The sequence below is a fragment of the Burkholderia cepacia ATCC 25416 genome (assembly GCF_001411495.1).
In the GTDB taxonomy this organism is placed as follows: domain Bacteria; phylum Pseudomonadota; class Gammaproteobacteria; order Burkholderiales; family Burkholderiaceae; genus Burkholderia; species Burkholderia cepacia.
In genome coordinates this window covers 2,537,994-2,559,527 of sequence record NZ_CP012982.1, presented here as the reverse complement: position 1 = coordinate 2,559,527, position 21,534 = coordinate 2,537,994, and the positions used below count along the sequence as shown (strand labels likewise).

At 67.2% G+C, this 21,534-nt stretch carries 21 protein-coding genes; 11 read left to right on the top strand and 10 right to left on the bottom strand.

Annotation, left to right across the window (positions count from 1 at the left end; genetic code table 11):
- Nucleotides 1-106 precede the first annotated feature (106 nt).
- On the bottom strand, nt 107-940 hold the full coding sequence (locus APZ15_RS28655) for a helix-turn-helix transcriptional regulator (protein WP_027789526.1): 834 nt from the start codon (nt 938-940) through the stop codon (nt 107-109).
- 284 nt (nt 941-1,224) lie between these two features.
- Between APZ15_RS28655 and APZ15_RS28650 the strand changes: the two genes are divergently transcribed.
- Nucleotides 1,225-2,130: a helix-turn-helix transcriptional regulator gene (locus tag APZ15_RS28650; RefSeq protein ID WP_027789527.1), complete on the top strand. Its 906-nt coding sequence runs from the start codon at nt 1,225-1,227 to the stop codon at nt 2,128-2,130.
- Nucleotides 2,131-2,245: 115 nt separating this feature from the next.
- Here the strand turns inward: APZ15_RS28650 and APZ15_RS28645 are convergent, their stop codons facing one another.
- On the bottom strand, nt 2,246-3,892 hold the full coding sequence (locus APZ15_RS28645) for an NRAMP family divalent metal transporter (RefSeq protein ID WP_027789528.1): 1,647 nt from the start codon (nt 3,890-3,892) through the stop codon (nt 2,246-2,248).
- A 116-nt stretch (nt 3,893-4,008) separates the two neighbouring features.
- Nucleotides 4,009-4,146 (bottom strand): hypothetical protein, encoded by a 138-nt coding sequence (locus tag APZ15_RS41885; protein WP_162923104.1) that lies wholly within the window; start codon nt 4,144-4,146, stop codon nt 4,009-4,011.
- 1,069 nt (nt 4,147-5,215) lie between these two features.
- On the opposite strand from APZ15_RS41885, the gene APZ15_RS28640 reads away from it, so the two are divergent.
- Both APZ15_RS28640 and APZ15_RS28635 read left to right on the top strand, forming a co-directional pair.
- A complete protein-coding gene (locus tag APZ15_RS28640; protein ID WP_027789529.1) occupies nt 5,216-5,485 on the top strand; it encodes a hypothetical protein in 270 nt (89 codons plus the stop codon).
- A 102-nt stretch (nt 5,486-5,587) separates the two neighbouring features.
- Complete coding sequence (locus APZ15_RS28635; RefSeq protein WP_027789530.1) at nt 5,588-7,060, top strand: carbohydrate porin; 1,473 nt, start codon at nt 5,588-5,590, stop codon at nt 7,058-7,060.
- Between the two features lie 96 nt (nt 7,061-7,156).
- On the opposite strand, the gene treA is transcribed toward APZ15_RS28635, so the two are convergent.
- Complete coding sequence (gene treA / locus APZ15_RS28630) at nt 7,157-8,920, bottom strand: alpha,alpha-trehalase TreA (protein ID WP_027789531.1); 1,764 nt, start codon at nt 8,918-8,920, stop codon at nt 7,157-7,159.
- 311 nt (nt 8,921-9,231) lie between these two features.
- On the opposite strand from treA, the gene APZ15_RS28625 reads away from it, so the two are divergent.
- The 4 genes from APZ15_RS28625 (at nt 9,232) to APZ15_RS28610 (ending at nt 14,464) form a co-directional block, all read left to right on the top strand.
- Nucleotides 9,232-10,620, top strand: coding sequence for an MFS transporter (locus APZ15_RS28625; RefSeq protein ID WP_027789532.1), 1,389 nt, complete (start codon nt 9,232-9,234; stop codon nt 10,618-10,620).
- Between the two features lie 396 nt (nt 10,621-11,016).
- On the top strand, nt 11,017-11,787 hold the full coding sequence (uppS, locus tag APZ15_RS28620; protein ID WP_027789533.1) for a polyprenyl diphosphate synthase: 771 nt from the start codon (nt 11,017-11,019) through the stop codon (nt 11,785-11,787).
- A 52-nt stretch (nt 11,788-11,839) separates the two neighbouring features.
- Complete coding sequence (locus APZ15_RS28615) at nt 11,840-12,919, top strand: terpene synthase family protein (RefSeq protein WP_027789534.1); 1,080 nt, start codon at nt 11,840-11,842, stop codon at nt 12,917-12,919.
- Between the two features lie 333 nt (nt 12,920-13,252).
- The gene (locus tag APZ15_RS28610) at nt 13,253-14,464 is read left to right on the top strand and encodes a winged helix-turn-helix domain-containing protein (protein WP_027789535.1); all 1,212 of its coding nucleotides are present in this window, start codon (nt 13,253-13,255) and stop codon (nt 14,462-14,464) included.
- A gap of 73 nt (nt 14,465-14,537) precedes the next feature.
- Here the strand turns inward: APZ15_RS28610 and APZ15_RS28605 are convergent, their stop codons facing one another.
- Nucleotides 14,538-14,756: a DUF1653 domain-containing protein gene (locus APZ15_RS28605; RefSeq protein WP_027789536.1), complete on the bottom strand. Its 219-nt coding sequence runs from the start codon at nt 14,754-14,756 to the stop codon at nt 14,538-14,540.
- A 57-nt stretch (nt 14,757-14,813) separates the two neighbouring features.
- Entirely contained in the window at nt 14,814-15,257 is a 444-nt protein-coding gene (locus tag APZ15_RS28600) for a GNAT family N-acetyltransferase (RefSeq protein WP_027789537.1), read from the bottom strand.
- Nucleotides 15,258-15,469: 212 nt separating this feature from the next.
- Here APZ15_RS28600 and APZ15_RS28595 point away from each other — a divergent pair, with 212 nt between their 5' ends.
- Nucleotides 15,470-16,093, top strand: a complete 624-nt coding sequence (locus APZ15_RS28595; RefSeq protein WP_027789538.1) for an HAD hydrolase-like protein — start codon at nt 15,470-15,472, stop codon at nt 16,091-16,093.
- A 383-nt stretch (nt 16,094-16,476) separates the two neighbouring features.
- Nucleotides 16,477-17,055 (top strand): DUF4142 domain-containing protein, encoded by a 579-nt coding sequence (locus APZ15_RS28590; protein ID WP_027789539.1) that lies wholly within the window; start codon nt 16,477-16,479, stop codon nt 17,053-17,055.
- 106 nt (nt 17,056-17,161) lie between these two features.
- Here APZ15_RS28590 and APZ15_RS28585 read toward each other — a convergent pair whose 3' ends face one another.
- Nucleotides 17,162-17,761 carry a GNAT family N-acetyltransferase gene (locus tag APZ15_RS28585; protein WP_027789540.1) on the bottom strand — a complete coding sequence of 200 codons (600 nt, stop codon included), beginning with the start codon at nt 17,759-17,761 and terminating at the stop codon, nt 17,162-17,164.
- Nucleotides 17,762-17,823: 62 nt separating this feature from the next.
- Nucleotides 17,824-18,738, bottom strand: coding sequence for a LysR family transcriptional regulator (locus tag APZ15_RS28580; protein ID WP_027789541.1), 915 nt, complete (start codon nt 18,736-18,738; stop codon nt 17,824-17,826).
- Between the two features lie 109 nt (nt 18,739-18,847).
- Between APZ15_RS28580 and lysA the strand changes: the two genes are divergently transcribed.
- Entirely contained in the window at nt 18,848-20,086 is a 1,239-nt protein-coding gene (gene lysA, locus APZ15_RS28575) for a diaminopimelate decarboxylase (RefSeq protein WP_027789542.1), read from the top strand.
- 46 nt (nt 20,087-20,132) lie between these two features.
- Here lysA and APZ15_RS28570 read toward each other — a convergent pair whose 3' ends face one another.
- Entirely contained in the window at nt 20,133-20,333 is a 201-nt protein-coding gene (locus tag APZ15_RS28570; RefSeq protein WP_027789543.1) for a WYL domain-containing protein, read from the bottom strand.
- 29 nt (nt 20,334-20,362) lie between these two features.
- Here APZ15_RS28570 and APZ15_RS28565 point away from each other — a divergent pair, with 29 nt between their 5' ends.
- Nucleotides 20,363-20,500 carry a VOC family protein gene (locus APZ15_RS28565; RefSeq protein ID WP_226128018.1) on the top strand — a complete coding sequence of 46 codons (138 nt, stop codon included), beginning with the start codon at nt 20,363-20,365 and terminating at the stop codon, nt 20,498-20,500.
- A gap of 58 nt (nt 20,501-20,558) precedes the next feature.
- Here the strand turns inward: APZ15_RS28565 and APZ15_RS28560 are convergent, their stop codons facing one another.
- Entirely contained in the window at nt 20,559-21,446 is an 888-nt protein-coding gene (locus APZ15_RS28560; protein WP_027789544.1) for a DMT family transporter, read from the bottom strand.
- Nucleotides 21,447-21,534 lie beyond the last annotated feature (88 nt).

The window sequence follows — 21,534 nt, the reverse complement described above, 5'->3', positions numbered from 1 at the left end:
CCGGCGCGCGCGGCCGCAGCAGCCCGTCGGGCCGGCCACGCACGGGCCGGCCCGACGGTCATCGATCGCGGGGTAAAACGGGGACGAACGCGACGGACGCGCGGCGTCAGGACGGCAGCCGGCGGGCCGCCAGGTAGGCGAGCTGCGCGCGGTTCTGCACGTTGAAGAGTTTTTCGAGCGAGCGGATATGGTGGCCGACCTTGTGCAGCGATGTACGCAGCGCACTCGCGATCTCCTGGTCGGACAGACCGTGCACGAGGCGGTCGAGCACCTGTAGTTGCTCGTCGCCGAGCGCGAAGCCGCGCATGCGCGCGATGCGTGCCTCGAGGAACGGCAGCGCGACACGATGCACCGCGAGGCTGACCGACAGCGCGCCGCCGATCACGCGATCGTCGATCCATTCGGTGCCGTGCGTCTCCGACGTCACGTTCACCGCGACACGCAGGTCGAGGCGCGGCGCCGACAGGCCGAACAGCACGCCGCTGTTCATCGCGTGCGCACGCAGATGGCCGGCGAGCGCCAGCATCTTGCGGTCGCCGCTGCCCTGCGCGGCCGCCTCGATCTCGTCGAGCTGCCACGCGACCGGAAAACCGCTCTGCCGCACCTGCGCGAACCGCGGGTCGCTCTCGTAGAGCATGCCCTCGAAAAACGGCTGCATGAACGTCGCGGGAGCGAGGTCGCGAAGCAGGTGCGCGCACAGGATGCGCCGCCCGATCATTTCGAAAGCGCCGTAACCGAGCGTACTGAAACCGATTTGCCGCAAGCGCGCATGGCACTGCGCGAAATCGACCAAAGCCGGGTCGGTTTTACCGAATTCGATTTGCGCGCCGGTAAAAACGTAGTGCCCGATTGCCTGATATTCATTCGAATAAGCCGCGGCCGTTGCAATATCGGCCTGCGAAAACCATTCGACGCGTGGTGCGCCGTCAGCGTATGTCATGAGGAGCCCGCCCTTTCCCAATATGTGAACCTGCGCCCCGTCACGATCTGGTCTTGTCTCGATGGATTTTCTGGTCTTCGTTATTTGCGTGCGAATAGGAATCTTCCGCCGCCATTAGTATTACGGCATATTACGCGTACACAAGCGTTTTTGTACAATGCCCCCGCGCTGCGTCATGGATGACGATCCGCGCATATCACACCGATGCTCGATCGCACCGCCGCGACGGCCGTACACGATACGGCCGCCGTCAGGCGAGATGCGTCGATTCCGAGGGATGGCACATGTCCGACATTGCATTGCATGAAGAAGCGGTCGCCTCAACCTTTCCCCGCCCGTCGCACGGGCCCAGCGCGTGCCCCGACGCGCTGCGGGAGCGCCCCGTGCAGGTCGTCTGGTGCGACGACGTGAAACGCGGCGACGTCACGCAGCCGCACGCGCCGAAACTCGGCGTGGCCGATACGCTCGCGCACGCGCAGAGCACGGCCGAGCGCAGCCGGATCGTCGCAAGCCTGCTGCACCTGACGGGTTTCTCGACGTTCGCGTACTTCGCGCTCGAATTCGCGCACGAGCGGGTCGAAAGTCTCTACCTGCACGAAGCATTCACGCCGTCCACCTACCGCGGCGACTACGTGCGCCACCACCATCACGACGTCGATCCGCGCACGCTCGGCGCACGCGTGTGCAACATGCCGATCGTGTGGGACCTGCAGCAGTTGCGCCGCGAACACCGCGAGCGCGACGCCGGCCCGCGCGCGACGCCGGCCGCGCTCGACGGCTTCCTGCAGACGATGCAGGACGACGGGATGTGCAGCGGCATCATGTATTCGATGGCCGTGCCCGGCACTCGGCTGCATGCGTTCATGAGCTTCACCGCGCCGCGCCGCACGCGCGAATGGATCACGCCGGCGACGATCGAGCAGGCGCTGTCGATCGGGCTGTCGGTACACAAGTTCGCGTCGCCGCAGCTGATCTCGACATCGCGCGAGCGCGCGGTGAACGGGCTCACGCCGTTCGAGCAGGAACTGCTGCTCGGCATCGCCGAAGGCGCATCCGACAAGGAGATCGGCCGGCGCCTCGACACCAGCGCGCACAACGTCGACTATCACCTGCGCAAGCTGCGCAAGCGCTTCGGCGTCGCGAACCGGATCCAGCTCACGTACCTGACGTCGAAGCTCGAATTGATCTGACCGTCGCGCGGCGCGTGCGACGTGCCGCAAGCAAGCGCGTAAACGCACATGCCGGCCACGGAGGCCGGCATGTGCGGGCTGCGGCGCGGCGCCGCTTCCTGGCAGACGGCCTGCGTTACTTCAGCAGCGTCATCTGCACCACCTTGACGATCACGAGACCGACCGCGATCACGAGATAGCCGCGCAGCACGGCCATCCAGATTCGCGTCGCCAGCGTCATGTTCTGCGGCTCGAGCGTATCGAGCGGCGGCATGCGCCACGTGTCGCGCAACGTGCGATCGATCGCCGGTTCGATCACGCGCTTGTTGCGACGGATCAATACCGTCGCGATATAGCCCGTGATCGCGAGCACGGTGCCGCCGACCAGCACGTCGACGATCGCTTCGCCGCTGATATCCGGATACATCACCGACGCAGTGAGGATGATCGACAGCAGCACGAGCACCCAGATCACCGCACCGGTGAACACGTTGAGCTTCGTCGAGTTGACCCACGGGCCGAGCACCTGGCGGTCGTTGCACAGCACCAGCAGGAACACCGTCGCGCTCGGCAGCAGCACGCCCGCGAGCGTCTGCACCGCTTCGGTCAGCAGGCCGAGCGGGCTGCCCGGAATCAGCACCAACGTGGCCGCGGCCGCGACGATGCCGAAATACACGAGATAGAAACCCTTCGCATCGGACACGCCGCGATGCAGCGAGTGGCGGATCTTGAACACGTCGCCGATCGCATAGGCCGTCGACAGCGACACGGCCGCCGCGCCGATGATGCACGCGTCGAGCAGCGCCACCGCGAACAGCGTTGCGCTCGTGCGGCCGGCATACTTCTCGAGGCCCGCGATGATGCCGCCCGCGTCGGCGAAGTTGCCGGCTTCCGGATGCCCGTTGAACAGCGCGGCGCTGAAACCGATCATGGCGACCGCACCGATCAGCACGAACGCGATGCCGATCCACAGGTCGGCCTTTTCATACTTCATGAAGCGCGGCGTGATGCGCTTGTCGATCACGTAGCTCTGCTGGAAGAACAGCTGCCACGGCGCGACGGTCGTGCCGACGATGCCGATCACGAGCAGCATCACGTCCGACAGCTTCGCGTGCGCGGGCCAGTTCGGCACGAAGAAATCGCGCGTCATCTGCGCGACGGGCGGATGGATCGACACGAGCACCGGCACGAGCAGCAGGCTCAGCACGCACAGCCCGATCGCGAACCGCTCGAATCGCCTGAAATCCCCGGTACTCACCGCGGCCATGGTCAGCGCCGCGGCCACGCACACGCCCGCGACCTTCGGTAGCCCGAAGAAATCCAGCACGAACGTGATGCCGATGAACTCGGTGACGATGGTGAGCGCATTGAGCAGGAACAGGTCGATCACGCTGAACGCGCCCCAGAACTTGCCGAAGCGCTCGAAGATCAGCCGTGCGTGGCCGACACCCGTCACCGCGCCGAGGCGCAGCACCATTTCCTGGTTCACGTACAGCACGGGCACGAGCAGCAGCAGCGTCCACAGCAGCGTCGTGCCGTAGTTCTGGCCGGCCTGCGTGTAGGTGCCGAATGCGCCGGCGTCGTTGTCGCCCACCATCACGATGAGGCCCGGGCCGATGATCGCCAGCAGCGTGCGCAGGCGCGCCCACCACGAGCCGCGCGTGCCGGTGTCGTGATGCGCGATCGTACCGAGCGCACCGCGGATGTCGCCAAGGTGGGCCTCGTCGAGCACAGCGGCGCGTTCGACGGCGATCGGTGGAGAAACGTTGGATGGCGTGGACATGATGTGTTCCGTACGGCTAATGGTTATCTGGTGAGCGTGCGACCTTGGGATGCGCGCGGGGCGACCGCCCGATGGCGGCCGCGCGTGCGCATGCCGAGGCGCGCTCGGCGCTTCTTTCAGCGGATCAGCGATTTCAGCCGGTTCAACAGGCGGGAGAACACCCGCGGACGGGCGTCGAGCATCAGCATCGCGTCGTAGTGGTTGCGCGATTCCGTGACGTGCGGGAGATTCGACAGCAGAAGGCCGAAGTTCATGGTCTGGCTCCGTGCGGCGACGGCAAGCGTGCCGGCCGCGTGGTGGGCGCGGGGCCAGTCCGGCGCCTGAACGGCGTGTCAGGCTAGTCGGCCGGATTGTCCCTGCGACCCGGGTTCAAAAGGGTCTGTGCGTGCAACGGGCATAAGGGACAACTGTCACTGTCGTTCATGGCGGCTCCTGTGCGGTGTTCCGGAGAACACGGTTGACCGCCGTCAGACGTGCGGGCCGGCATTCGCGCGCCGGGGAAAGGCGTGCGCGAACGCGGCCGCCTGCCGGGCGGCGGTGAAACCGGGCGGCGCATGCGAAAACGCATCACGCTAACCGGCGCGAATCAGGGTGCACGTAGGAATTTGCTGCGGAATACTGCTGCGCGCACCGTTTGCCCGGGGGACAAACGGCGGCTTCGATGAGGCGCGGACGTCGGTCGCTCAGGCGGAAATTTCGTTCGAAGATCGACTACTGCAGGCGTCCAAGGCGGCGGCCCCAAGAGTGAAGATGCCGGATTCTATGGACGGCCCGAAAGTGAAGTCAACCCCGCCAAACCCCATTTCCCGAAATAAATTTCCGCCTTCTCGGCACTGAAAGAATTGCCCTTGAAACGACGTGCCGAAACCTTTCAGCGCGTCATGTCACGGTCACCATCCGATGTGTGCGAACAACGGCGCGGCACCGGGCCGTCGCCTCGTCGTGGCGGCCTCGCACCCTCGCGCTCCACGGCGATGCGTCCGCCACACACGGCGCCTTTCATGCGTTTTTTACTTGCACTGCAGCAAACGACGCGAATACAATCCGCCGCAATTCATCACAGGAGTCCCTCCGTGGACACATGCTCTAGTTGCAGTTCGACGCCGGTCCAGGCCGGCCAAGCCATCGCGAGATAGCAGCCAGACGCATGTCTTACGCCGCTAGCTCGCATTCGTCGGGTTAGCGCGCTTCCTTCCGGGCCGGCCATCGCCGGTTCGTCCGTTGCACGCTCCGTTACGTTCCACCCTCCGATCGCGGGCCGCGTCACGCGCCCGCGCTCGATCACGTCGTCCGGCCTTCGCCGGACCGGACGGAGGCAGCGTCATGTTTCTTCAATCGCTCGCGGTCAGGCTCAAGCGCATCGTGCATGTCGCATGCGACCGCTCGTTCGTTTCCGGCCTCTCGCCGCTCGCCCATGCGCTCGGCAACTGGCGCAGCTCGGCGCTCGCCCACGTGCCGGCAGCGCCCCGCCCGCTCGACTGCCTGCTGTTCGCCGTGATGGCGGCCGCGGTCGCGCTCGTCGCGCTGCTGTGCTCGGCCGCGCCGCGCCTCGGCTTCGCGCAAGTGTGGCGTATCGGCGGCTGGCTGCCGTAAATCTTCCGTCGCGCAGCCGTGCTGCGCGACAGTCCCGCCACGCTTCCCGCATCACGTTTTCGCTTCTTCAGCCTCACTAATCAAACCACCAACGGAGCCCACATGAAGAACCCTCTCGAACACGTTCCGCGCACGCTCCGCCTCGATGCGCTCGCCGCGCTGCTGCTGTCGCTCGCCGCCGCTCCCGCGTTCGCGCAATCTTCGCCGCCCGCCGCGGCCGAACCGGCGGCCGGCGCCGGCGACGCCGCCGCTCCCGCACAACAGGCCGCCGCGCCCACCGGTTTCGGGGAGCGCTCGAACCTGCTCGGCAACATGGGCGGCCTGCGCGACGTGCTGGGCGATCACGGCATCACGCTGAACCTGCAGGAGACCAGCGAGTACCTGTACAACACGTCGGGCGGCACGGGTCGCGGCGGCGCCTACCAGGGGCTCACGCAATTCGGCTTCGACGTCGACACCGGCAAGGCGGTCGGCCTGCCGGGCGGCACGTTCAACGTGTCGGCGCTGCAGATTCACGGCACCAACCTCACGCAGCGCTATCTGCAGACGCTGCAGACCGCGACCGGCATCGAGGCGAATTCGACCACGCGCCTGTGGGAGCTCTGGTACCAGCAGTCGCTGCTCGACGGCAAGGTCGACGTGAAGGTCGGCCAGCAGAGCGTCGACCAGGAATTCATGGTGAGCCAGAACGCGGCGGCCTTCATGAACGCCACGTTCGGCTGGCCCGTGCTGCCGTCGACCGATCTGCCGGCCGGCGGCCCCGCGTATCCGATGTCGTCGCTCGGCGTGCGGCTGCGCGTGAAGCCCGCCGATGCGTGGACCGCGATGGTCGGCGTGTTCGACGGCAACCCGGCCGGCCGCACCGACGGCGATGCGCAGGTGCTGAACGCGCACGGCACCAACTTCAACCTGCGCAGCGGCGCGTTCGTGATCGGCGAAGTGCAGTATGCGCTGAACGCGCCGCCCGCCGATCCGAAGGCGCCGCAGCCGGCCGGCCTGCCGGGCACGTACAAGCTCGGCTTCTGGTACCAGTCGCAGCATGCGAACGATCCGCGCTACGGCACCGACGGCCTGTCGCTCGCGAATCCGGCGAGCAACGGCATGCCGGCCACGCATCGCGGCAACTACAGTTTCTATGCGGTCGCGGACCAGATGGTGTGGCGGCCGTCGCCGGACAGCCCGCGCTCGGTGGGCGTGTTCGCGCGCGTGATGGGCGCGCCGGGCGATCGCAATACCGTCGATTTCGCCGCCAATGCAGGCGTGACGCTGAAGGCGCCGTTCAAGGGACGCGACAACGACGTCGCGGGTCTCGCGGTCGGCTACACGAAGATCGGCTCGCATGCGCGCGGCCTCGACGGCGACACCGGCGCATACACGACACCCGGCTATCCGGTACGCCGCGCGGAAACGGTCGTCGAGGCGACCTACCAGTACCAGGTCACGCCGTGGTGGCAATTGCAGGCCGACCTGCAGCACTTCTTCCGTCCGGGCGGCGGCATCCCGAACCCGAACGCGGCCGGTGCGCGCATCGGGGACGAAACGGTGGTCGGCGTGCGCACGACGATCGTGTTCTGACGCACGCCGGATGCAGACACGGGCCGGACGGCCGCTTACGCGACAGTCCGGCCCGTGCGTTCTCTCGCGGGGCAAGCGCGCGGCCCGTGCCGCGCGTCACTCGCCGTACAGCCCGAGCAGTTTCAGCGTGACGCCGTTGGTCCAGCCGAAGCCGTCCTGCAGCGGATATTCGCCGCCCCCGCCGCCGCCCGTGCCGGCGCCTTCGACCACGTATTTCTCGACGAGCTTGCCTTCGGTCGCATACACGTGCTTCACGTCGGACAGGAAACGCGTGCCGATGTCCTTCGCGAGCGCCGGTTCGCCGTAGCGCCGCAGCCCGTCGATCGCGATCCACTGCAACGGCGCCCAGCCGTTCGGCGCGTCCCACTGCTGCCCCGTGTTCTCGGTGGTCGTCGCGAGGCCGCCCGGCTGCAGCAGCGTCTTGCGCACCTCGCGCGCGGTCGCCTTCGCGCGCTCGGGCCACGCAACGCCCGCGAACAACGGATACAGCGCGGCGGCCGTCACGGCGTCGCGCGGCTTGCGCAACTGCCAGTCGTAGTCGCCGTAGTAGCCGCGACGGTTCCACAGATAGCGGTTGATCGCGGCCGCACGCCGCGCCGCGCGCCCGGAAAAATCGGTCACGCAGGCCACGTCGCGCGTGAGCGCGCAGCCCTTCACGATCGTCGTCTCGAGATGGAACATCAGGCTGTTCAGGTCGACCGGCACGATCGACGTCGTGCGGATCGTCGCGAGCGTCTTGCCGTCGCCGAACCAGCGCGAGCTGTAGTCCCAGCCGCTTTCGGCGCCCGCGCGCAGGTCGCGGTACACCTCGTTCGCCGGACGCCCCGGCGCCGACTTCGCGGTCGTCACGTCCTCGAGATACGACTCGTCGCGCGGCGTATCGCTCGCATCCCAGTAGCGGTTCAGCACCGCGCCGTCGGGCATCGCGACCACATTGCGCGCGGCCTGCCCGCGCGGCGTCGTGGTTTCGCCCTGCATCCAGTACGCGTACTCCTTGCGCAGTTCCGGCAGATATTTCTGGTAGACCTTGTCGCCTTCGGCCTGTGCGGCAAGCGTGACCATATAGGCGAAGAACGGCGGCTGCGAGCGGCTCGCGTAGTACGTGCGGTTGCCGTTCGGGATGTGCCCGATCGTGTCGATCAGATGGGCGAAGTTGTCGAGCATGTCGTCGACGAGATCCTCGCGGCCCGACACCTGCAGCCCGAGCATCGTGAAATAGGTATCCCAGTAGTAGCCTTCGCGGAAGCGGCCGCCCGGCACGACATACGGCTTCGGCAGCGGAATCAGCGAACTGTAGGGCGGCACCGTCGTGCTCGTGCGCGTGAGCTGCGGCCACAGCCAGTCGATGTGCTGGCGCAGCGTCTGGTTCGGCGGCGGCGTGACGCCGCCTTCCGGGGGCGGCGTGAAATGCTGGCCGACGAACGCCTTCAGCGAGAAGCCCGGCTGCGATTTCTGTTGCTGATACAACTGCACGATCGTCGCGGGATCGCTGTCGGGCGTCGCGTCGACGAAGGTCTTCTGGTCGGAATAGATCTGCGCGGTCTGCACCGCGACGAACAGGTCGCCGTAGAGCTGGCTCGGCGGCGGCAGCAGCGTGCCCGACGCGGGGCCGGCAACCGCGGCCGTCGCGGGCGCCGCCGACTGATCGACCGCCTGCGCGGCGGCCCGGTTCGCGTTGTCGGCCTGCGCGGCGCAGCCGGCAACGGCGAGATACGCGACGGCCAGTGCGGCGGCCCAGCGAAGACGCGGCGCGGGGCGCCCGAGCGGCGGTGAGCGATGAAGCGGAAAGCGGGTTGAGACGCGGGTTGGGATGCGCGTTGAGATGCGAGATGCAATCGATGCGGCACGACGTGACGTCATAACGTGTCCCCTCCTTTCGATGGTGAGTGGGTCGGCACGAGGTCTCGTTCGCGCGCGCGCTCGTCTCGATGGCCCTCGATCGATGCGCGTCGTTTTGTGTTGCGAGTGGGCCTGACTGTCGCACGAAACGTGCACATCAAGCAAGTTTCGATTCGCGCGGCTCGCGCAGGCATGCTCGGCGTTTGCGCAGTCGTTCTTTCCGCGCCGCCCGCTAAAAGAACGACTGTTGCACTATGCGGAACATCTGTTGTCATACGTGACTCAATGGTCACATTGTGGGCATAATGGCGTCTTTACCGCGCGCCCAGCCCATGTCGCCCGTCTTTCTAGCACCGCTCATCGTTGCCTGTGCGTTGTTCATGGAAAGCGTCGACGCGAACATCATCGTCACCGCCCTGCCCGCGATGGCGAGGGACTTCGGGCACAACCCCGTCACGTTGAACATCGCGATCACGGCCTACGTGGTCGGGCTCGGCGTGTTCATTCCGATCTGCGGCTGGCTGGCCGACCGCTTCAGCGCGCGCTCCGTGTTCCGCACCGCGATCGGCATCTTCGTCGTCGGCTCGCTGATGTGCGCGGCATCCAATTCCCTCGGCGTGCTCACGTTCGCGCGCTTCATCCAGGGCGTCGGCGGCGCGATGATGGTGCCCGTCGGCCGCATCATCATTTTCCGCGCCGTGCCGCGCTCGGATCTCGTGCGCGCGATGAACTACCTCGCGATTCCCGCGCTGTTCGGGCCCACGGTCGGGCCGCTCGTCGGCGGCTTCATCACGACCTACCTGCACTGGCGGATGATCTTCTTCATCAACGTGCCGATCGGCATCTACGGGATCTACCTCGCGAGCAAGCACATCGCGAACACGCACGAGCCCGACCCGGGCCCGCTCGACTGGTTCGGATTCCTGCTGTCGGCCAGCGGCGCCGCACTGCTGCTGATGGGCCTCACGCTGATCGACGGTGCACTCACGTCACGCTCGAACGCCCTCGCCATGTGCGTGACCGGCACCGTCCTGCTCGCGCTCTACGTGCCGTACGCGCGCCGCAAGGAACGCCCGGTGCTCGACCTCAGCTTCCTCAAGATCCCGACGTATCACGCGAGCGTCGTCGGCGGGTCGCTGTTCCGCATCGGCCTCGGCGCGGTGCCGTTCCTGCTGCCGCTCGCGCTGCAGGAAGGGCTCGGCATGAGCGCGTTCCATTCGGGGCTCATCACGTGCGCGTCCGCGTTCGGCGGCGCGATGAGCCGCTCGACGGCCACCCACACGCTGCGCCGCTTCGGCTTCCGCACGGTACTGATCTACAACGCGGCATTCGCGGGGCTCGCGATCGCCGCGTACGGCGTGTTCCATCCCGGCATGGCGACCTGGGCGATCTGGCTGATCGTGCTCGTCGGCGGCATCTTCCCCGCGCTGCAGTTCACGAGCCTGAACTCGATGATCTATGCGGACATCTCGCCGCGCGACGCGGGCCGCGCGACCAGCCTCGGCAGCGTCGTGCAGCAGATGTCGCTCGGTCTCGGCGTGACGGTGGCCGGCCTCGTGCTGCACGTTTCGCACTGGCTGCAGGGTCATCAGAAGATGGTGTGGTCGGATTTCTGGCCCGCGTTCGTCGTGGTCGGGCTGTGCTCGTTCGCATCGATTCCGATCACGCGGCGGCTGCCGCCCGGCGCCGGCGACGAAGTCGCGCGCGGCAAGCGGCAATAAGCAACCGACGGCCGACGCGGCGGAATCGTTTCCGCCGCAATCGAGCGCCCGCGTATTGCATCGCTTTTATTTTCCAATTCCACGATTTATTCAATCGTGCGAAACACACGAAAAGCGCTCGTTGAATCCGTGCGTCGAAATGGCATCGCGCCGAAAATCGACTGCCTATCGTCGCGCCCGGGATCTGCCGGCGCCGCGTAATGCCGGCGCGGTCGCTTGCATCGGCGCGCCCCGATATCGTGCATACGAATGACTTGAAAATCCGAAATTCATTGATCAATAATGATCGCTCGCATTGGCGCGAACATGATCTCCACGCCGGATTGCAGCAGTCGCCACGACGATCCCACCCGCTGTTTCACGTTTCGATCGCTTCCTCGCCTCGAAGGAGTCTCCATGACTCAAGAGCTGATTCTGCGCGCGCCGGAAACATTCGCCATCGACTCGCCCGCCGTATCGGATACGGCCCGGCCGCCATTGCCCACGCATCTCGCCGTCATTCTCGACGGCAACCGGCGCTGGGCGGACCGCCTCGGCCTGCCGGCCGCCGACGGCTATCGGGCCGGCGGGCGCAACGTGCATGCGCTGCTGTCGTGGTGCGAAGAGGCCGGGATCCCGTTCGTGACACTGTGGCCGCTGTCCACCGAAAATCTCCAGCGCGACGCCGCGGAATTGCGCGGCCTGCTCGCGGTGATCGCCGACGTCTTCGACGAGCTCGCCGCCAGCGGCCGCTGGCGGCTCCACGTGATCGGCGACCTGACGCAGTTGCCGCCCGCCACGGCCGACCGCATCGGCGCCGCGCAGCAACGCACGGCCCACGCGCACGGACTCGACGTGAACATCGCCGTCGCCTACAGCGGCCGCCTCGACCTGCTGCACGCCGTCCGCTCGCTGATCGCGGAACACGTCGCGGCCGGCACCGTCGATCAGTTGCTCGCGCAGCTCAGCCCGGAGTTGATCGCGAGCCGGCTCTACACGGCCGGCCAGCCGGAGCCGGACCTCGTGATCCGCACGTCGGGCGAGCAGCGCCTGTCGAATTTCATGCTGTGGCAAACCGCTTTCTCCGAGTTCTATTTCACGCCGACGTGCTGGCCCGATTTCGGACGCGACGATTTCGAACAGGCCATCGATGCGTACGGCAAGCGCGCGCGCCGGTTCGGCAAGTAGGCCGGACTGCCTTCACGACACCTGTTGCCACCCGCCATCCGCGAGGTACGCCATGTCCACCGTCGAAACCGTTGCCGCCGAAGCCGCCGCGCCCGCACTCGTGCTTCCGCACCTGTTCCACCCGTTCGACACGCCCGTGCATCCCGACGCCGACCGCGCCGAAGCCGACCTGCTCGCGTGGATGAACGGCCATGGCTTGCTCGACGATCCGCGCTGGGCCAACGGCATCCGTCACGGCAAGATCGGCGAATACTGCTCCCGCGTCTATGCGCACGCAACCTTCGACGGCCTGTGCACGACGACCCGCGCGTACGGCTGGATCTTCGCGATCGACGACGGCCTGTGCAGCCTGCACGGCGTCGCGCGCGCTCCGGGCGACCTCGGTGCACTCTACCTGTGGCTGTACGAAATGATCGCCGATCCGACCGGCCGCGATCCAGCGCCGCTGCGCGCCGCGCTGGCGGCGCGCCTGCCGCACATGGCCGCGTTCCTGCCCGCCCTGCAACGGGCGACGCAGGACGTGTGCGCGCGCATCGCGGCCGCGTCCACGCGCGTGCAGTACGCACGCTGGGTGGCAGGGATGATGACGTTCCTGTTCTCGACGCTGTGGGAAGCCGGCCGGTTCGCGACCGACGTCGTGCCCGGCGAGGCCGAGTATCTCTCCGGTCGCACCTACAACGGATGCGGCGAAGGCGCGTTCGCGCTGATCGACATCGCCGGGGGCTACGAAGCGCCCGCCGCGTTCTACGCCGACGAAGAAGTCGAGCGCCTGCGCAAGCTGTCCGGCCTGATCCTCTGCCTGTGCAACGACATCTTTTCGTATCCGAAGGAGGCGGGCGAATCGAGCAGCAATCTCGTCTGCGTCCTGATGCACGAACACGGGCTCGCGCCGCAAGCCGCGCTCGACGCGGCGGCGGACATCCACAACGGCTATCTCGCGCGCTATCTCGATCTGGAAAAAAAGGTGCGTACGCGCACCGACGATCGCGCGTCGCTGCGCCTGCTCGACGAGGCCCACTCGTATATTCGCGGCAACTACGACTGGCACTTCGGCTCGCCGCGTTACGGCGCGGCGAAGCACTACGACCTGTCCCGCGCGCTGCGGCCCGGAGAGACGAGCGCCGCGGCATGACCTGCGCGGCAACGGACGAAAACCGGAAAAAACAAAAAAATCAGCGGACATCCACACGGGGCCGGTGCACAGCCGCATGGATGTCCGCTCAGGGCTCCGGGTCTCCCGATGGGGGTTGAGAATCCCGGATTCGCTTCCTGCGTGCCATGGACATATGTGCGTCGGAAGCGGAATCGTTGCGCGCACATTTCGTCGCGCCATGGACTGCACTATAGGGAAACTTGCGAAACGTATCTGTCAACCATTGTCAGACACGTTGCATCGGCACGTCGCACGCGCGCGCCGCTTTCGCGCTAAAGTGGTTCCCGACCATCACTCCCGGCCGCCCCTCCGATGCTTACGCTCTCGCCCGCCGCCGCCCGCGCCCTGCATCTCGCCGCGCAGGGCCTGCTGACACCGCCCCGCCGCAAGGCGACCAAAGCCGACGTGCTCGACACGATCCGCCGGATGGCGCAGTTGCAGATCGACACCATCCACGTCGTCGCGCGCAGCCCGTATCTCGTGCTGTTCAGCCGTCTCGGCGATTTCTCGCCGCAGTGGCTCGACGAGCATCTCGCTGAGGCGCGCCTGTTCGAATACTGGTCGCACGAAGCGTGCTTCCTGCCGGTCGAGCAGTTCGGCCTGATGCGCTACAAGATGCTCGATCCGTCGGGGATGGGCTGGAAATATGCGGCCGAATGGCATGAACAGAATCGTCCCGAGATCGAGCGGCTGCTCGCGCGGATTCGCGAAGAAGGCCCGGTGAAGTCGGCGGATTTCGTCCGCGAGGATGGCGTGAAGGGCAACGGCTGGTGGGATCGCAAGCCCGAGAAGCGCCACCTGGAAGTGCTGTTCACGACGGGCGACCTGATGGTGTCGGAACGCCGCAATTTCCAGCGCGTGTACGACGTGCGCGAGCGCGTGCTGCCCGACTGGGACGACACGCGCGACCTGCCGCCGCGCGAAGCCGTGCTGCCCGCGCTGCTCGACTACACGTGCCGTGCACTCGGCGTCGTGCGCGCGGACTGGGTGGCCGACTACTACCGGCTGCCGCGCCGCTCGTACCGCGCGGAGCTCGAGCAGCTCGCCGACGCGGGCGACCTGATCCCGGTGGCGATCGACGACTGGAAGGAGCCGGCCTACGTGCATCGCTCGCTCGAAGCGTTGCTGCCGGCCGCCGAGGCCGACACGCTGCGCTCGACGGTCACGACGCTGCTGTCGCCGTTCGACCCGGTCGTATGGGACCGGCGGCGTGCATCGACGCTATTCGGTTTCGATTACACGATCGAATGCTATACGCCCGAGCACAAGCGGCGTTATGGCTATTTCTGCCTGCCGGTGCTGCATCGCGGCCGGCTGGTCGGGCGCGTCGACGCGAAGGCGCATCGCACGCTGCGCACGTTCGAACTGAAGGCCGTGCATGTCGAGCCGGGCGTGCGGTTCGGCACGGGGCTCGCCGCCGATGTCGCGAAGGCGGTGAAGAAACTCGCGGCATGGCACGGCACGCCGGAAGTCACGACCCGGCACGCACCGCCGGAACTGGTGAAGGCGCTGGCCGGCGACTGATACCCGCACATTCGGCTCGACATTCGGCTCGCGCAGCCGGCCCGCAAGGCCGGCTTACGCGGCCGGCCGAGGATCAGTCGCGCAGCTTGCGGAAACGCGGCATGCCGTCTTCGAGGTTGCCGTTGAACATCGCTTCCGGCCGCACCCACAGCCCGCGCGCATGCGGCCACAGGTGTTCGTACACGACCACCGACTCCTCGGTTTCGGAATGGCGGGCAACGCCGATGTAGCGATACAGCCCGCCCTTGTAGTGGCGATGCGTCGCGAGCTGTTCGGCTTCCTGTTCGGTCATGATGGGTTTCTCTTCGGCAAAAACGGAAAGCGCGTATTGTATGCGCTGCGCCGCGCGTCAGCGTTTCGCGTAGATGTCCGGGCGGCGGATCTCCATCACCCGCTCGGGGTTCGCGCACGGCCCGAAGCCGACCGGCCGATACAGCTCGTGCGCATCGGACGTCACGAGCATGATGCGGCGCAGGCCCTGCACCATCTCCTGCGCGAACACGTGGTCGATCAGCGCGCGGCCGTAGCCGTTGCCGCGTTCGGCCGGCAACACGAACACGTCGCACAGGTACGCGAACGTCGCGTGATCGGTCACGAGGCGCGCGAAGCCGACGAGCCGGTCGCCGATATACGCGCCGAAGCACAGGGAACCCTCGATCGCCTTCTCCACCACGTCGCGCGGAATACCCTGCGACCAGTACGCGTCGCGATGCAGGAAGTCGAAGATCGCGTCGACGTCGAGTTCGCGTTTGTCGGTGGAAAATCTCAGCGTGGCGGGGGTGGCAGCAGGCACGTCGGTCTCCGGTCGGGGTGGTGGAAAGCGAAGCGTCGACGATACCGCGCCGCGCAGCGAGGGACAAGGGACAAGGGACAGCACCGATCATCCGGACGACGCGAAGAATCTGCTCGACCCTCTCGTTTCGCCGCGGGCGCAACCAACCGTGCGGGCGACGGGCTCCGATTCGGTGACAATGTCGTCTGCCCGATAACCCGCCACGCCGCTTCATGCCCTACCGCCTCATCGCATTCGACTTCGACGGCACGCTCGCCGATTCGCTCGACAGTTTTCTCGCGGCGCTGTCGGAAGCGTCGCGCACGCACGGCTTTCGCGACGCCACGCCCGAGCTGCGCCCGGCGCTGCGCGGGATGTCGGCGCGCGACATCATTCGCGCGCTCGACGTGCCGATGTGGAAAGTGCCGCGCGTGACGATCGACATGCGTCGCCTGATGCGGCCGCGCGTCGCGCAAGTGGCGTTGTTCCCCGGCGTCAGCGAAACGTTCGACGCGCTCGCCGCGCGCGGCATCCGCATCGCGATCGCCACGTCGAACACCGAGGAGATCGTGCGCGACCGGCTCGGCCCGCACGCCAGCAGCCGCGTCGAACATTTCGCGTGCGGCATTCCGCTGTTCGGCAAGGCACGTCGCCTGCGCGCACTCGTTCACGAAGCCGGCCTGCGCAACGACGAAGTGCTGTACGTGGGCGATGAAATCCGCGACGCCGACGCGGCACGACGCGCGCGCATCGCATTCCAGGGGGTCGCGTGGGGCTACACCGCGCCGGACGCGTTGCAGGCACATTGCGCGACGCCGTTGCTGCCGCGTCTCGACGCATTGCTCGACCGCGTGTGACGCGTTCGCGCGCATCGCGAGCCGGCCAGCGTCGACGCTCGACGCGCACGTCACCGCGGCGTGACGATGACTGCCAGATGACACCCACGTGCATCCCGCACGCCGCATGCGCGCAAAAATTGCCGCCGCCACGCACGCGACAGGTACGCAATACCTGCCGACACGCATGCTCATCGATTCGTCTTACCAACCGTTACACAAACCACAGCGCGGTTGCACCTGCTACCGGATCGCCCTCCTAGAATCAGTCGGGCCGGGAAACACTTCGACCGGCGCCGCGGCAGAGCGGCGGTCGAATCCGGCCCGGGCGCGCCCGGTCTCTCGCACAGCGACGGATCACCCGATCCGTTTTTCAACCAGAGCCCCGATTGAAAGGAGGTCCCATGAACCGCTTTCCCCACGTCTCGCGCCTTGCTTTGTCTGCCGCTGGCCTGCTTCTCGTCGCCGTGACGGCGACCGCGCAAACCGCACAACCGGCACCGGCTGCACCGGCCGCACCGGCCGCCGCTGCGACGCGCATCCACGAAGCCGACCAGGCGTTCATCACCGACGGCACGAAAACGGTGTCGACGCAGCACGACGCGGCGCGCATCGCCGATTCGCGCACGTCGGACAGCCAGGTCAAGGCGTTCGCGCAACGCGTGTCGGCCGACGATGAAAAGATCATCCAGGCGATGCGCGCAGCCAGCCCGCGCGGCGTCGACGTACCCGCCAACGACCCCGACACGGCCGTGCTGAACAGCATCAAGACCCTGCGCGGCGCCGAGTTCGACAAGGCGTACATCGAGCAGGTCGCGCTCGCCGGCCAGCAGAAGGCCATCTCGGCCTTCCAGGCCGAAATCGCATCGGGCCGCGACACGAAGCTGAAGGAAGTCGCACGCCAGTCGCTGCCGATCCTGCAAAAGCATTACGCCGACGCGCAGAAGCTCGCGGAGCGCCACCACCTCGCATCGGCGCAGTAACGCGCCGCCGCGCCGCGCGTCGTGCGCGGCGCACGGCTTCTTCCCCTGCCGTCGCGTCGCCTCCCCTCCGGCGACGCGACGCACACCGGGCGTCATACGCGACAGGTTATGTCGCGAGCTTCGCCATCAACCGCGCCCTCACCTCCGGCCATTCGTCGTCGATGATGCTGAAGCGCACCGAATTGCGCTTGCGGCCATCCGGCATGATCCGTTCGTGCCGCACGATGCCTTCCTGCTTCGCACCGAGCCGCAGGATCGCCGCGCGCGATTTCTCGTTCAGCTCGTCGGTCGTGAACTGCACGCGCACGCATTGCAGCACGTCGAACGCATAACCCAGCAGCAACCATTTCGCTTCGGTGTTCGCACGCGTGCGCTGCGCCGATTCGCTCAGCCACGTATGGCCGATCTCGAGCTTGCGGTTCTTGCGATCGATCTTCCAGAAACGCGTGCTGCCGATCGCACGGCCGGACGCGCGATCGACGATCGTGAACGGCATCACCGTGCCGGCCGAACGCCCCTGCAATGCCGTGTCGATGTAAGCGTCGATCGTGTCCGGGCCCGGCACGACCGTGACCTTCAGGTTCCACAACCGGCCGTCCGCGGCAGCGTCCAGCAGCGCCTGCCGATCGGATCGTTCGAGCGGCCGCAGTTCGACGCGTTCGCCGGTGAGAATCGGTTGTTCGAGGGAAGCGGAAGCATCGGTCATGAGCGGTTCCGGAAAAGACGAAAAAACGGCGATGGCGGCGAAACGCCCATCATACGGCCGCGTCAGCCGAGGACTGCGGCCAACCGGCGGCGGATCGCCTTCGCCTCGCCGCGCAGCGCATCGGTGAACGCGTCGACGAGCAGGTTTTTCGGCCGGTGCTCGGGCACGATCACGCTGACGCGGTACGGAAACGACCGTGTGAGCGGCCGCACGTGCAGATCGCGCCCGACGAAATCGAGCGCGGTCAGCGGATTGACGATCGCGACGCCGAGCCCCTGCCGCACGAACGCACACACCGACACGGCCGACGGCGTGTCGACGACCGAGCGCGGCGCCACGCCGAGCTGCGCAAACGCCTCGTCGATCAGGATGCGATACGGATCGTTCAGCGACAGGCTCACGAACGGGCGATCGGCGAGATCCGGGAGATCGATCGCGTCCTGCGCGAGCAGCGGATGGCCGTCGGGCAGCACGCATACTTCGTCGACTTCGAGCAGCGGCGTGAGCACGGTGCCGGCCGGCGCGACGTCGTGCTCGGTCAGCCCGAGGTCGTAACGCTGCGCGGTCAGCCACTCTTCGAGCATCGGCGATTCCTGCGTTTCGACCGACAGGCTGACGCCCGCATGGGCGTCGCGAAACCGGCGCGCCGCGCCGGGGAGGATCGCGTGCGAGAACGCCGGCAGCGCGATCACCGACAGTTGACCGTCGCGAAACTCGCGCAGGCGCGCGGCCGTGGCCGCGACGCGTTCAAGCCCCACATATGCGAGCCGCACGTCGTCGAACAGCGTGAGCGCGGCCATCGTCGGCCGCAACCGGCCGTGCGCGCGCTCGAACAGCGCGAAGCCGACGACCTGCTCCATGCGCGCGAGCTCGCGGCTGATCGTCGGTTGCGACGTATAGAGCATCTCGGCCGCGCGCGTCGTGCTGCCGGTGACCATCAGCGCGCGAAAGACCTCGATATGGCGGTGCGTGAGCATGATTGTCTATATCAAATGTGAATCGAATTTCGATAAATAGGCATTTTACTGCATAGATAAACAGGCGCATCATTCACGTTATCCATTCATTCGACCCGCTTCATCCGCCATGTCCCTCGATTCCCGCCAGCTCGCGACGCTCGCGCAGCAATACGGCACCCCGCTGTGGGTGTACGACGCCGACGTCATCCGCGACCGCATCGCCCAACTGCGTCAGTTCGACGTGATCCGCTATGCGCAGAAGGCCAACTCGAACGTCCATATCCTGAAGCTGATGCGCGAGGAAGGCGCGTGCGTCGATGCCGTGTCGCTCGGCGAGATCGAGCGCAGCCTCGCGGCCGGGTTCAGCCCGGCCGGCGAGCCGGAAGGCGTCGTGTTCACGGCCGACCTGATCGACCGCCCGACGCTCGCGGCGGTGCTGAAGCACGGCGTGACCGTCAACGCCGGTTCGCTCGACATGCTCGCGCGCATCGGCGAGCATGCGCCCGGCCACCGCGTGTGGCTGCGCGTCAACCCCGGTTTCGGCCACGGCCACAGCAACAAGACCAACACCGGCGGCCCGCAGAGCAAGCACGGCATCTGGATCGACGACGTGCCGCGCGCGATCGAGATCGTGCGCCAGTACGGGCTGAAGCTGGTCGGCATCCACATGCATATCGGGTCGGGCGTCGACTACGGCCACCTGTCGCAGGTATGCGATGCGATGGTCGACCTCGTCACGTCGCTCGGCCATGACATCGACGCGATCTCGGCCGGCGGCGGCCTGTCGATCCCGTATCGCGACGGCGAGCCGCGCGTCGACGTCGGGCACTACTTCAGCCAGTGGGACGCCGCGCGCAAGCGGATCGAACGGCATCTCGGCCACCCGGTGCGCATCGAGATCGAACCGGGCCGCTTCCTCGTCGCCGAAGCCGGCACGCTCGTCACCGAAGTGCAGGCCGTCAACCGCCGGCCGAAGCACGATTTCGTGCTGATCGACGCGGGCTTCAACGACCTGATGCGCCCGTCGATGTACGGCAGCTACCACGCGGTGTCGGTGCACGCGCACGACGGCGCGCTGCCGGCCGGACGGCCGCTGGTCGACCTCGCGATCGCGGGGCCGCTGTGCGAGTCGGGCGACGTGTTCACGCAGGACGCGGGCGGCGTGGTCACGCACCGCAAGCTCGCGCAGCCGCAGATCGGCGACCTGCTGTTCCTGCACGACGCGGGCGCGTACGGCGCGTCGATGTCCTCGAACTACAACAGCCGGCCGCTCGCGCCGGAAGTGCTCGTCGATCGCGGCACGCCGCGGCTGATCCGCCGCCGGCAGACGATCGACGAATTGCTCGCCCTCGAAACGTTCGAGTAAGGCCGGCACGACGGAACGGGGTGCGCGGCCTGCGCATCTCGCCCCCTCACCTCACCGTCACGCGCACGTCGGCGCCCGCCGCACGCCACGCCTTCAGCAACGCCGCGCGCCGCCGCGGATAGCGCATGTCCAGCCGTTCGAGCGCGACGATGCGATCCGTCCGGAAATGCCGGAAATCGTTCCGGCCTTCGCACCACGCCGCCAGGATGCGCACGTCATTGAAATAGCCGAGCGCGAACGGCCACACGATCCGTTAGGGTCGACGACGACCACGAGGTGCGGCGCCTGTACGAAGCGTGGAAGGCGCTCGGCGTGACGTTCGAGCAGGCGCCGATGACGGCCGTGTTCGGCCTGACGTTCGTCGCGCTCGACCCGGACGGCCACCGCTTGCGCGTATGCACCCCGGACGATTGAGCGCGAACGGGCGCGACCTGCGGCGGGTCGCGCCCGTTCCCTCCACCACGCGCGCGCGTCAGCCCGCGCGCCGCACGGGTGCCACTTTCGAGAAGTATTTCGCGCCCGCCACGCAGCCGACCACGACGACCGTCACGACGACCATCGACGGCGGTACCGTCTCGTGCAGCAGCCCGGCCGCCAGCAGCAGGCCGAAGAACGGCTGCAGCAGCTGCAACTGGCCGACGCTCGCGATCCCGCCGAGCGCGAGCCCGCGATACCAGAACACGAAACCGATCAGCATGCTGAACAGCGACACGTACGCGAGCCCCCACAGCGCGGCGGCATCGACGCCGTCGAACGACGCGGGCGAGGTGAGCCACGTGAGCGGCAGCATCAGCGGCAGCGACAGCACGAGCGCCCACGAGATCACCTGCCACCCGCCGAGCTGGCGCGACAGGCGCGCGCCTTCCGCGTAGCCCAGCCCGCATGCGACGATCGAGGCCAGCATCAGCGCATCGCCGACCACCGACGCCTGGCCGCCGTTGCGCAACGCAAACGCAGCCACCGCACCGCTGCCGACGATCGAGAAGATCCAGAACGGCAGCCGCGGCCGCTCGCCGCCGCGCCACACGCCGAACAGCGCGGTCGCGAGCGGCAGCAGCCCGACGAACACGATCGCGTGCGCGGACGTCACATGCTTCAGCGCGAGCGCCGTCAGCAACGGAAAACCGACGACGACCCCGAGCGCGACAATGGCCAGCGACACGGCCTCGGCTCGCGTCGGCCGCCGCTGCTTCAGCACGACGAGCAGCAGCAGGCCGAGCGCGCCGGCGATCGTCGCGCGCGCGAACGTGAGGAACAACGGGTCGAGCCCCTGCACCGCGATACGCGTCGCGGGCAGCGAGCCACTGAAGATGATCACGCCCAGCAGGCCGCTGAGCCATCCGTTGGTCGTCTTTTGCACGGGAAATCCTGAACGGGGAAAGTGGATCACCGATGATCCGCCGCCCGTGAAAAGCGCGTAAGCTACAGCCCAATACAATTTCGACAAA

Bases quoted from the DNA above. Each gene is read 5' to 3' on its own strand.
- APZ15_RS28655 (WP_027789526.1), bottom strand. From the start codon at position 940: ATGACATACGCTGACGGCGCACCACGCGTCGAATGGTTTTCGCAGGCC.
- APZ15_RS28650 (WP_027789527.1), top strand. From the start codon at position 1,225: ATGTCCGACATTGCATTGCATGAAGAAGCGGTCGCCTCAACCTTTCCC.
- APZ15_RS28645 (WP_027789528.1), bottom strand. From the start codon at position 3,892: ATGTCCACGCCATCCAACGTTTCTCCACCGATCGCCGTCGAACGCGCC.
- APZ15_RS41885 (WP_162923104.1), bottom strand. From the start codon at position 4,146: ATGAACTTCGGCCTTCTGCTGTCGAATCTCCCGCACGTCACGGAATCG.
- APZ15_RS28640 (WP_027789529.1), top strand. From the start codon at position 5,216: ATGTTTCTTCAATCGCTCGCGGTCAGGCTCAAGCGCATCGTGCATGTC.
- APZ15_RS28635 (WP_027789530.1), top strand. From the start codon at position 5,588: ATGAAGAACCCTCTCGAACACGTTCCGCGCACGCTCCGCCTCGATGCG.
- treA (WP_027789531.1), bottom strand. From the start codon at position 8,920: ATGACGTCACGTCGTGCCGCATCGATTGCATCTCGCATCTCAACGCGC.
- APZ15_RS28625 (WP_027789532.1), top strand. From the start codon at position 9,232: ATGTCGCCCGTCTTTCTAGCACCGCTCATCGTTGCCTGTGCGTTGTTC.
- uppS (WP_027789533.1), top strand. From the start codon at position 11,017: ATGACTCAAGAGCTGATTCTGCGCGCGCCGGAAACATTCGCCATCGAC.
- APZ15_RS28615 (WP_027789534.1), top strand. From the start codon at position 11,840: ATGTCCACCGTCGAAACCGTTGCCGCCGAAGCCGCCGCGCCCGCACTC.
- APZ15_RS28610 (WP_027789535.1), top strand. From the start codon at position 13,253: ATGCTTACGCTCTCGCCCGCCGCCGCCCGCGCCCTGCATCTCGCCGCG.
- APZ15_RS28605 (WP_027789536.1), bottom strand. From the start codon at position 14,756: ATGACCGAACAGGAAGCCGAACAGCTCGCGACGCATCGCCACTACAAG.
- APZ15_RS28595 (WP_027789538.1), top strand. From the start codon at position 15,470: ATGCCCTACCGCCTCATCGCATTCGACTTCGACGGCACGCTCGCCGAT.
- APZ15_RS28590 (WP_027789539.1), top strand. From the start codon at position 16,477: ATGAACCGCTTTCCCCACGTCTCGCGCCTTGCTTTGTCTGCCGCTGGC.
- APZ15_RS28585 (WP_027789540.1), bottom strand. From the start codon at position 17,761: ATGACCGATGCTTCCGCTTCCCTCGAACAACCGATTCTCACCGGCGAA.
- APZ15_RS28580 (WP_027789541.1), bottom strand. From the start codon at position 18,738: ATGCTCACGCACCGCCATATCGAGGTCTTTCGCGCGCTGATGGTCACC.
- lysA (WP_027789542.1), top strand. From the start codon at position 18,848: ATGTCCCTCGATTCCCGCCAGCTCGCGACGCTCGCGCAGCAATACGGC.